The organism is Acinetobacter sp. 1294596 (assembly GCF_000582925.1).
GTDB classification, from domain to species: domain Bacteria; phylum Pseudomonadota; class Gammaproteobacteria; order Pseudomonadales; family Moraxellaceae; genus Acinetobacter; species Acinetobacter radioresistens.
The window spans coordinates 1-8902 of sequence record NZ_JFCC01000073.1; the positions used below are offsets into that span (position 1 = coordinate 1).

Here is an 8902-nt window from a genome sequence, read left to right on the forward strand (position 1 = left end):
TATAAGGTTCTTTGTTTATTGATAAAATTTAACTCACCTATAATTTTATTAATTCCTGTAGAACAACGATGGAATATATAATGAAAAAACAATATTTATTGTCTGCAATTATCTGTGTAAATACAGGGTTGATCATTGGATGCCAAACAGTTTTACCTTATATCGATACTGCTAAACCGACCACTACTCTAAAGACTTCTTCTGGAACACTGTCTGTAAATACAATTGTGCAAATGGTTTACCCTAAAATACTCAATGAGCCTCTGGCGCATGTGACACCCGTACTCAATGATTATTTTAAATCTTACCCTTATCAACAGCTTGAACCAAATATATTGGGTTTTTTTCATCCTAGTATTGAATATAAAAATCCACAAGGTGAAACTCGTTACCTGGTTATTATTGAAAAAGTAAAAATCAATAATGGATACATTCAGGACTGCCGAGCCTGCTCAAGTACAGTAGATTTATTTATATTTAAAAAACAGGACAACCATTTCCAGTTAGTCAATTCAGCTTTAAATCAGAAAGATATCCCTACAGCCGGTGGGCATTTGTATTTTAGTTTTAAACATGACTTACAGAAAAATTTAAGACCGTTTGGCAAGAACATGATAGGAAGTTATACGCTTGCAACTTTTACAGGTGCAGGGGGGGCAAGAAATTTCGACTTGGTATGCGGTCTTGTTGCCTGATGTCGGGAGAGTTCAAGTTCTTGAAATAGGCTCGGCGGGTAACGATACATCAAGTTACTATGCAGATCGTCCTGAGTTTGCATCCATTGTTACATCAACATTAAGAGTGGTTAATAACCAGAACACTTATTATCCTGTTGAAGTGACTTATATTGACCAAGATCAGCCAAAGAAGTCTTACAAAAGTCTATTTATGTATGATCAAGCCAAGCACATCTATGTGGAATATGAAAAAAAATAATCAAAAGACCTTTTAGTTAAATAATAAATCAAACATTGAGTGATAACTTAAAAACAGACTGTATTTTAAAATAAACCAATTTAATGATTTTAAATGATTAGAATAATCTTGGTTTTTAAGAATAACAGGCTAATGAGATTCAAAATTAAAATATGAGTTGGTTTATAAATAAATTTTGCTTTAATTGGTCATATAAAAACTTTAAAAGATTTACTACTAAAAGTATTAATTTATTAAAAAATAAATTAGTGGAATTTATAAAGTTATATAAGTCAACATTAATAAAAAAACCTCATAATTCACGAATTATGAGGTTTAATATATGGTGGGCCCACCGTGACTTGAACACGGGACCAACGGATTATGAGTCCGCTGCTCTAACCAACTGAGCTATAGGCCCTATAAATGCTTATATCTAAAGCATTTTTGCGATAGCAATACTAGCTAAATTCTCAAGTAAACACAAGCATTTCTCAAAAAAAACTGGAGAGATGCTGTTTTATTCATCAAATTTAGGAGATTAAAATGACGAAGCAAATAAATGCGGTGATAAGAAAAGTATTAGCTTGCCATAAAAAATTTCTTTAAGAAGTTAAGCTTAGTAAGTAATTTTAAACTGTTTAATAATTAACTATTTAGATTTTTAGTTTTTCAAAAACAAAATGAAAACAATTGCTTATTTATTTATAGTGAATTAAAAAATAATATTGGCTTTTTGTTTAATTCATGTTAATAAATAAATTGAAAGTACACAACAAACTTTCGATACCGTTTCAGGAAGAAACCATAACTATAGTAACAAGGAGCAAAACAATGTTTCAGTTGTTAAGAAAACTCTTCTGTATGCATGCCTATGAATATGAGCAGTTCTCAGAATTTAATGAGGTAAAAGAGTGTCGTAAATGCGGAGATCATAGGAGCTAGATGTATATTTATTGGTTCAAGATACCCATGGACCTGGTATGTTTCAATCAAATCTAATTCGATTTTTATTATAAAACCTGAAGAATTTTATAAAGGCTGCTGTTTTCGGACAGTAGTCTTTTTCTTTTATAATTATCTTGAATTCATTTAAAAATTTTAAAACTTGAAAGGCGATAGGAAATAGCATGACTAAGGATTTTAAAGCTGCAACTTATATTGTAGATGATAATCTTGCAGATACGCTTTGTTGGCTATGTCAGCATCAGGACAGTTTCGACAGTTTTTCTTATGATGTGCAGACTGGTGAGTTAATAGTGAATCATGCTGCAGGTAGTGATGTTATTCGTAAGGGTAATTATCTTAATGCAAGTTATGGTGTTTTACTGACGTCTTCCTAGAAAGCAGAGATATAAAAAAGCCCCAGTTTGGGGCTCTTTTAAATTTATATATCTATTTAAGCTGACATGGCATCTATACTGAGTTCAGCAACTGTTGGCTTGGCTTTCTCGGCACTTAATCCCAGTTTATTAAAGAGCATGCGGTCTTTGCCTTCACCTGCATTTGGTGTCGTTAAAAGTTTTTCTCCAGAGAACAAGGAGTGGGCCCCCGCCATAAAGGCCAAAGCCTGATCTGAATCGGAAAGTGATTCACGCCCGGCAGAAAGGCGGATATAACTTTGTGGCATGATAATGCGGGCAACCGCAATAGTTCTGATCCATTCGGTGACATCCAGTTTTTCAACATCAGCAAGAGGCGTACCTTCAATCGGTACCAGCATATTGATTGGTACTGATTCAGGATGAAATGGAAGAGTGGCCAGTTCATGTAGTAAGCCAATACGGTCCTGCTTGCTTTCGCCTAACCCGACAATACCTCCGCTACATACCTTCATTCCTGCTTGGCGTACATGGTCAAGGGTATCTAAACGGTCATCGAAAGTACGGGTACTGATGATATGAGAATAGTATTCACGGGATGTATCGAGGTTATGATTATAATAATCCAGCCCTGCATCTTTTAAACGTTCTGCCTGAGACTGATTCAGCATACCTAAAGTCATACATGTTTCAAGGCCAAGAGCCTTAACTTCACGAACCATTTCCAGTACATAAGGCATATCGCGTTCATTCGGATTACGCCATGCAGCACCCATACAAAAACGAGAAGAACCAGACTCTAAAGCTTCTTTGGCTTCACGAATTACTTTTTCTACAGCAATACGTTTTTCTGCCTCAAGATTGGAATCATAATGCGCTGACTGTGAGCAATATTTACAGTCTTCCGGACACTTACCGGTCTTGATCGAAAGAAGCGTGCTGACCTGTATAGTATTCGGCTGAAAATTCTCGCGATGAATTCGCTGTGCTTCAAAAATCAGATCCAAGAAAGGCTGCTGATACAAAGCCTCAATTTCTTCTCGAGACCAATCATTACGTACCGGACGAGTGCTGCTCATATGTCTGTCCCTAGTCATTTATATAGTTCATTACTGTGCATATTAAGCAAAACCGATGCCAGCTTCATTAGCAAAATATGACGGAATATAAAAAAACAAAGCCCAGCGCATGGACTTTGTTCATTTAAATGTTTTTATCATATTAATTTTAATTATTCACGGTGATTTCCATGAATATTTTGATTTTGCAGATCCGCCCGATGCTGTTTATTCAGCGCGCGGTCGTCTTCTTCATGATGTGTATTTTGTGGCGGTTGTGGGGGGCCTTGCTGTTGCTGGTTTTGAGGCTGCTGATGTTGATTCTGGTCTTTATTTTGCTGATGCATGATAAATTCCTCTTCACAAAAATCATTTGGTATCTTTTTTATGCCATAAACGAGAGTATGAAAATGTAGGGCTTATGTGGGAAACTGTGAGGAGACGTAAAAATTGAAAGCTTATGATTTGCTGATCTGTTGTTCAATTGCCCAGTCAATGTGATGGTTTACAATTTCATCATGTTTTGATCTGGCCTGTTCAAGCTGCGCTATAATTTCTGTTGTATAAGGCGCATTTCCAAGGCCGATTGCAATATTACGCTTAAAGTTCTGGTAGCCGGTCCGTCTTAAGGGGCTACCTTCAGTGTTTTTAAGAAAGATTTCTTCATCCCACTGCCATAGCTCCAGCAGGCTGATATTATCTAAACCGTTACGTGGATTAAAATCTTCTATGGTGGCTTTTTTTGCAAAACTATTCCAAGGACAGATTAGCTGGCAGTCATCGCAACCAAAAACCCGATTACCAATACCATGGCGTAATTCTTGAGGAATAATACCTTTATACTCAATAGTTAAATAAGCAATACATTTACGTGCATCCAGCATGTACGGTTCAACAATAGCTTGAGTCGGGCAGATATCAATACAGGCCGAGCAGGAACCACAATGCGCAGTTGCCGGTTCATCAAAAGGCAGGTCTAGCGAAGTAAAAAGTTCCCCAAGTACAAAGAAAGAGCCGGATTTTTTATGAATTAATAGGGTATGTTTACCTGTCCAGCCCATCCCGGCACTTTCTGCCAGCGATTTCTCAAAAATAGGCGCCGAGTCTGCAAAAGGACGTGATTCAAAGTTTCCGACCTTGTCGCGAATACGGCTGGCTAATGTTTTAAGTCGTCCACGCATGATTTTATGATAATCACGGCCACGAGCATAGCGGGCAATAATGGCCGAGTTGGGTTCATAGGGTACGTAGCGCGGTTTGGGTGTTTCTACCAGATAGTTCATGCGAACACAGATAATACTTTTAGTTCCGGGTACCAGCAGGGTGGGATCAGCACGTTTTTCTAAATTTTCCTTTAAGTAATCCATATCGGCATGATAGCCTCGATCCAGATACTCCTGAAAACGGGCCATTTCTGCCTGGGTATCGGGCTTGGCGACCACGCAGTCAGCAAAGCCCAGATCAAGTGCCTGAGACTTGATCCATTGCTTGAGTGCCTCGGCATCCAGCTGTGCCAGATCAATTTTTTGGGAAGGTAAAGATTCGGACATAAACCGGATAGGAAGGAAAAAATAATGCTGAAACAAGTGTATCATAGCCAGGCAATTCAAGCATGGGAACGACGCTGGTTTAGCCAGAAAAACTCTTCTTTTGGGCTGATGCAGCAAGCAGGTTGGCAAATGACCCAGTATATTATTCAATGCCTTCAGTATAAAAAGCTTGCCCCGCGTATTGCAGTCTGGTGCGGACAGGGCAACAATGCTGGAGATGGCTATCTGGTAGCAGCTTATCTGGCGGGCGCAGGCTATGATGTTGAAATTTTCGCGGCTGTGCCAGGAGAGTCGGCAGATTTACATTCGGCAATTCAATATGCACAGAGGCAGCATATAAAAATTCATAACAGTTTCGATGTTTCAGAATATTTTAACTGTCACATTGATGCTTTATTTGGAATTGGGCTAAATCGTATTCTGGATAAGGATTGGCAAAAGATTATCCATAGTCTTAACCAGAAAACAGGTCTGAAAATTTCAATTGATATGCCTAGTGGTTTACAGGCAAATACAGGTAAACCCTTACCTTGTGCCGTCAAGGCGGATCATACCTGTACACTGTTGGCTTTAAAAGCCGGATTATATACCGGGCAGGGCAAAGAGTTTTCTGGTCAGGTTCAACTTTTATCCCTTATCCCTGTAGATGATAAACTGGAATCAACAGCAAGACTGTGTCCAAAGCAGATTCAACTGCCAAAACGTCAAGCCTCAGGGCATAAGGGCAGTTATGGCCATGTGCTGGTGGTGGGTGGACATGCCGATATGGGAGGAGCTGTGATTATGGCAGCCGAAGCTGCTTTTGCTGCGGGGGCCGGAAAGGTTACTGTGGTCTGTGACAGTAAACATCATAGTCCCATTCTGGCCCGTTCTCCCAATATCATGCTTAAAGATATTCATGACTTCAGTAAAGACTCTATTTGTGAAATATTGAATCAAGTCGATGCAGTTTGCTTCGGTATGGGATTAGGACGTGATAACTGGGCAGATCAGCAGTTTCAGCAATGGTTTCCTGAACTAAAACAGGCTAAACAGCTAGAAGTGGTACTTGATGCTGATGCGCTCTGGTTTTTAGCCGCAGCTAATGCCAGACTAGATACTCACTTTTATGCGACGCCCCACCCGGGTGAGGCAGCAAAATTGCTGGGTGTAAAAGTCAGTGAGGTTGAAGCGGACCGGATAGCGGCTATTCATCAATTGAAGCAGAAATATCAGGGCCAATGGGTACTTAAAGGTGCAGGCAGTCTCATATTAAGCCAGCAATTGTGGATCTGTACTGAAGGTAATGCGGGTATGGGAACAGGCGGCATGGGAGATGTTTTATCCGGTATGATAGCCGCATTAAAAGCACAGTTTCATGACAATATTCATTTACATGAGATTATCAGCCTGCATGCTCAAGCAGGCGATATGCTGGCACAAAGTGGTGAACGTGGTTTACAGGCCCAGCATATGCCTCAGGCAATTTATCAGGTGGTAAACCGCTAGAGCAGACTGCCTAGACCGCTATATAAGCCATATATTGCAATGGTAAACAGTAAAATACCACATATCAGTAAAATTCTCTGATATGCAAAAGAACGGCTAACTCGCTTAAATAGCAAATAGGCCAGGCTCAAGGTCATAAAATCCAGAATTATCCAGACCAGAGTTAATAGAAATAGACTCTGGTTTATTTCTGGCATTACCTGAATAAACTGTGGAAAAAATGCACTAAAGAACAGAATATCCTTAGGATTCGAAATACCTACCAGAAAACCCTTAGTAAATCCGCCGAATTTGGGGTTCAACATCTGGATTTCAGCCTGATGCTTCTGTTTGCTGTCTTGGATTAGTTGCCAGCCTAAATATAAAATATAAAGACTGCCTAGACATTTCAAAATATCCAGAAAAGAAGCATTTAGTGAAAGAAAACCTTTCAAAATAAGTGCTGAAATAAAAATCAGTACTAGTGAGGCTGCATTAGTTCCTAAAATAGTTTTAAAAGCTTTTTGATAGCCGGCCTGTAGGCCTGTACCAACCACCAATAATAGTACCGGGCCGGGGATAATAATCATCAGGACGACACTACTGATGTATAAGAGTAACTCTAAATGGTTCATGTCTTATCCAGTAGAAATCATTTTAACGGCGTCGACTACTATTACGGCCCCGGCCACGAGCCATACCACCCAGCACATTTAATACAGCAAGTTTGCTCATGCTGCCAGAAGCATGTGCATGACAAATGGCGGCAGCCAAGGCATCCGCAGCATCCGCTTGTGGGCGAATTGAGAGGTTTAATAGTTTCATTACCATCATTTGTACCTGTTCCTTGTCCGCAGCCCCATAACCGACAACAGACTGTTTGATCTGTCTAGCCGTATATTCTGCAACTTGTAAGTCAAGATTAACCAAAGCTGCAATAGCGGCACCTCGTGCTTGACCGAGTTTCAGAGCAGAGTCCGGGTTTTGTGCCATGAATACTTGTTCGACGGCTGCTTCCGTTGGACCATGAAATTTCACAATCCGCTCAATGCCTGCAAAGATACGTTTCAAGCGTTCAGGCATATCTTGGCTTTCTGTACGAATAGTACCGGCATCAATAAAGCGTAATTTATTTCCTTCTTTTTCAATGATTCCATAACCTGTTAAACGTGAACCGGGATCAATACCGATAATTAATGACATACTGGGACTTTAAAAATGGAATAATGCCCTTATTGTTACATAAGCGTATTAAAAAAGCTTGAAGGTGATGCATTACCTGAAGGCTACACACTTTATTTTGTTGAGATTAGATTAATTTTCATGAAATTATTTCTTACTGTTTTTGCTGTCTTGGTCTTGGAAATACTCGTCTGGATCGGTGTGGGTGACCTCGTTGGCAGTATGTGGTATGTATTTTTCTGGTTTATTGCTGCCTTTTTTATCGGTATGAATCTTATCCGGAAATACTCTGCGGGAGTAATGCCACAGATGCAACAAATGCAGATGGGGCAAATGAGTGCAGATCCGTCATTGACTAATAATCTTCCAAAAATTATGGCCGGGTTTTTACTGCTTGTTCCGGGCCTCATTACGGATGTGCTTGCACTGCTGATTTTGATTCCAGCTGTACAGAGAGTTTTCCGTGATGCACTCATGAAAATTATGGCTAAACGTCAACAGGCCATGCTTGAAAAAATGATGGGTGGAATGATGGGTGGTAGTATGCAGAATATGGGCGGTAGCGGACAGAATCCATTTGCTGACATGATGCGACAGATGCAGGATATGCAGAACCAACAGGGTGGAAAAGGAGGGCGTGACTCTACCATTATTGATGGCGAGGCACGTGAAGTAACATCTGATGCTAAGAAAATAGAATTAAAAGACGTTAAACAAAAATGATTTATCGATAAATTTATAAACCGGATCTAATGATCCGGTTTTTTAATGAAAGTATTTTAACCCTCATTCTGTATATCACTTATTGCATCATTTTCTAGTTTTTCATCTTTATATTCAGGTTGATCGTCTGCTGATGGTACAACGCAGTTATAGGTACGAGGGCGGAGTGCGGTCTGTGAATTTTCGGAATTTTTATACTTCTGGCTCCGGTTTGCCCGTTCACGAAAGCCACCTTTACTGATTAGCTGGACCATATCTGGGGGTCTCCTTTGGCAAAATAGCAGTTTAACAAAATATCATGCCAATATTAAAACAATGTAGTTCTCATCAAGAGTAAAATTACTGAATATTTTTATCTGTATTAGTTCAGACTTGATCGTACATTCTTCTTGAAAAAGAGAAAGTTACCCGTTTTGATAAAGGTGTCGAAATCTTAATCAAACAAAGGTAACTTTCTTATGTTGCATACTAACAATCAAATCATTAAACACAAAGTAGGTCTGCTTAATTTAGCTGAAGAGCTTCAGAATGTATCCAGAGCATGCAAAGTGATGGGTGTTTCAAGAGATACATTTTATCGCTATCAGGAATTAGTGAAGTCTGGTGATATTGACGCACTGATTAATAAGTCCCGTCGAGTACCAAATTTAAAAAACCGTGTAGATGATGCTACTGAACAGGCTGT

At 39.4% G+C, this 8902-nt stretch carries 12 protein-coding genes and 1 tRNA gene; 6 read left to right on the forward strand and 7 right to left on the reverse strand.

Features of this window, described 5'->3' with window-relative positions; genetic code table 11:
- The first annotated feature begins 80 nt into the window (after nt 1-80).
- Together J502_RS15400 and J502_RS17180 are read left to right on the forward strand one after the other, a co-directional pair.
- Complete coding sequence (locus J502_RS15400; RefSeq protein ID WP_005406513.1) at nt 81-695, forward strand: hypothetical protein; 615 nt, start codon at nt 81-83, stop codon at nt 693-695.
- On the forward strand, nt 685-936 hold the full coding sequence (locus J502_RS17180; RefSeq protein ID WP_227499293.1) for a hypothetical protein: 252 nt from the start codon (nt 685-687) through the stop codon (nt 934-936). The genes J502_RS15400 and J502_RS17180 overlap by 11 nt, the downstream gene beginning before the upstream one ends.
- A 323-nt stretch (nt 937-1259) precedes the next feature.
- On the opposite strand, the gene J502_RS15405 is transcribed toward J502_RS17180, so the two are convergent.
- Nucleotides 1260-1336 (reverse strand) — tRNA-Ile (locus tag J502_RS15405).
- Between the two features lie 709 nt (nt 1337-2045).
- Here J502_RS15405 and J502_RS15410 point away from each other — a divergent pair.
- The gene (locus tag J502_RS15410; protein WP_005026360.1) at nt 2046-2258 is read left to right on the forward strand and encodes a hypothetical protein; all 213 of its coding nucleotides are present in this window, start codon (nt 2046-2048) and stop codon (nt 2256-2258) included.
- Nucleotides 2259-2314: 56 nt separating this feature from the next.
- Here J502_RS15410 and bioB read toward each other — a convergent pair whose 3' ends face one another.
- The 3 genes from bioB to queG all read right to left on the reverse strand — a co-directional run bounded on the left by bioB (nt 2315) and on the right by queG (nt 4845).
- Complete coding sequence (gene bioB / locus J502_RS15415; protein WP_034685059.1) at nt 2315-3316, reverse strand: biotin synthase BioB; 1002 nt, start codon at nt 3314-3316, stop codon at nt 2315-2317.
- Between the two features lie 152 nt (nt 3317-3468).
- Nucleotides 3469-3642: a hypothetical protein gene (locus J502_RS16875; protein ID WP_155757388.1), complete on the reverse strand. Its 174-nt coding sequence runs from the start codon at nt 3640-3642 to the stop codon at nt 3469-3471.
- A gap of 111 nt (nt 3643-3753) precedes the next feature.
- Nucleotides 3754-4845: a tRNA epoxyqueuosine(34) reductase QueG gene (gene queG / locus J502_RS15420; protein ID WP_005406258.1), complete on the reverse strand. Its 1092-nt coding sequence runs from the start codon at nt 4843-4845 to the stop codon at nt 3754-3756.
- Between the two features lie 24 nt (nt 4846-4869).
- Here queG and J502_RS15425 point away from each other — a divergent pair, with 24 nt between their 5' ends.
- Nucleotides 4870-6333, forward strand: a complete 1464-nt coding sequence (locus J502_RS15425; RefSeq protein WP_005406504.1) for a bifunctional ADP-dependent NAD(P)H-hydrate dehydratase/NAD(P)H-hydrate epimerase — start codon at nt 4870-4872, stop codon at nt 6331-6333.
- On the opposite strand, the gene J502_RS15430 is transcribed toward J502_RS15425, so the two are convergent.
- Together J502_RS15430 and ruvC are read right to left on the reverse strand one after the other, a co-directional pair.
- Nucleotides 6330-6947 (reverse strand): LysE family translocator, encoded by a 618-nt coding sequence (locus J502_RS15430; RefSeq protein ID WP_005019892.1) that lies wholly within the window; start codon nt 6945-6947, stop codon nt 6330-6332. The genes J502_RS15425 and J502_RS15430 overlap by 4 nt on opposite strands.
- Nucleotides 6948-6969: 22 nt before the next feature.
- A complete protein-coding gene (gene ruvC, locus J502_RS15435) occupies nt 6970-7515 on the reverse strand; it encodes a crossover junction endodeoxyribonuclease RuvC (protein WP_034685064.1) in 546 nt (181 codons plus the stop codon).
- 120 nt (nt 7516-7635) lie between these two features.
- Here ruvC and J502_RS15440 point away from each other — a divergent pair, with 120 nt between their 5' ends.
- Nucleotides 7636-8217: an FxsA family protein gene (locus J502_RS15440; protein WP_005406316.1), complete on the forward strand. Its 582-nt coding sequence runs from the start codon at nt 7636-7638 to the stop codon at nt 8215-8217.
- A gap of 56 nt (nt 8218-8273) precedes the next feature.
- On the opposite strand, the gene J502_RS15445 is transcribed toward J502_RS15440, so the two are convergent.
- On the reverse strand, nt 8274-8471 hold the full coding sequence (locus J502_RS15445; RefSeq protein ID WP_005406358.1) for a hypothetical protein: 198 nt from the start codon (nt 8469-8471) through the stop codon (nt 8274-8276).
- 204 nt (nt 8472-8675) lie between these two features.
- On the opposite strand from J502_RS15445, the gene J502_RS15450 reads away from it, so the two are divergent.
- A partial coding sequence (locus J502_RS15450; protein WP_034685066.1) for a helix-turn-helix domain-containing protein occupies nt 8676-8902 on the forward strand: 227 nt, incomplete at its 3' end.

Bases quoted from the DNA above. Each gene is read 5' to 3' on its own strand.
- J502_RS15400 (WP_005406513.1), top strand. From the start codon at position 81: ATGAAAAAACAATATTTATTGTCTGCAATTATCTGTGTAAATACAGGG.
- J502_RS15425 (WP_005406504.1), top strand. From the start codon at position 4,870: ATGCTGAAACAAGTGTATCATAGCCAGGCAATTCAAGCATGGGAACGA.
- queG (WP_005406258.1), bottom strand. From the start codon at position 4,845: ATGTCCGAATCTTTACCTTCCCAAAAAATTGATCTGGCACAGCTGGAT.
- J502_RS15440 (WP_005406316.1), top strand. From the start codon at position 7,636: ATGAAATTATTTCTTACTGTTTTTGCTGTCTTGGTCTTGGAAATACTC.
- bioB (WP_034685059.1), bottom strand. From the start codon at position 3,316: ATGAGCAGCACTCGTCCGGTACGTAATGATTGGTCTCGAGAAGAAATT.
- J502_RS15430 (WP_005019892.1), bottom strand. From the start codon at position 6,947: ATGAACCATTTAGAGTTACTCTTATACATCAGTAGTGTCGTCCTGATG.
- J502_RS16875 (WP_155757388.1), bottom strand. From the start codon at position 3,642: ATGCATCAGCAAAATAAAGACCAGAATCAACATCAGCAGCCTCAAAAC.
- J502_RS15445 (WP_005406358.1), bottom strand. From the start codon at position 8,471: ATGGTCCAGCTAATCAGTAAAGGTGGCTTTCGTGAACGGGCAAACCGG.
- J502_RS15410 (WP_005026360.1), top strand. From the start codon at position 2,046: ATGACTAAGGATTTTAAAGCTGCAACTTATATTGTAGATGATAATCTT.
- ruvC (WP_034685064.1), bottom strand. From the start codon at position 7,515: ATGTCATTAATTATCGGTATTGATCCCGGTTCACGTTTAACAGGTTAT.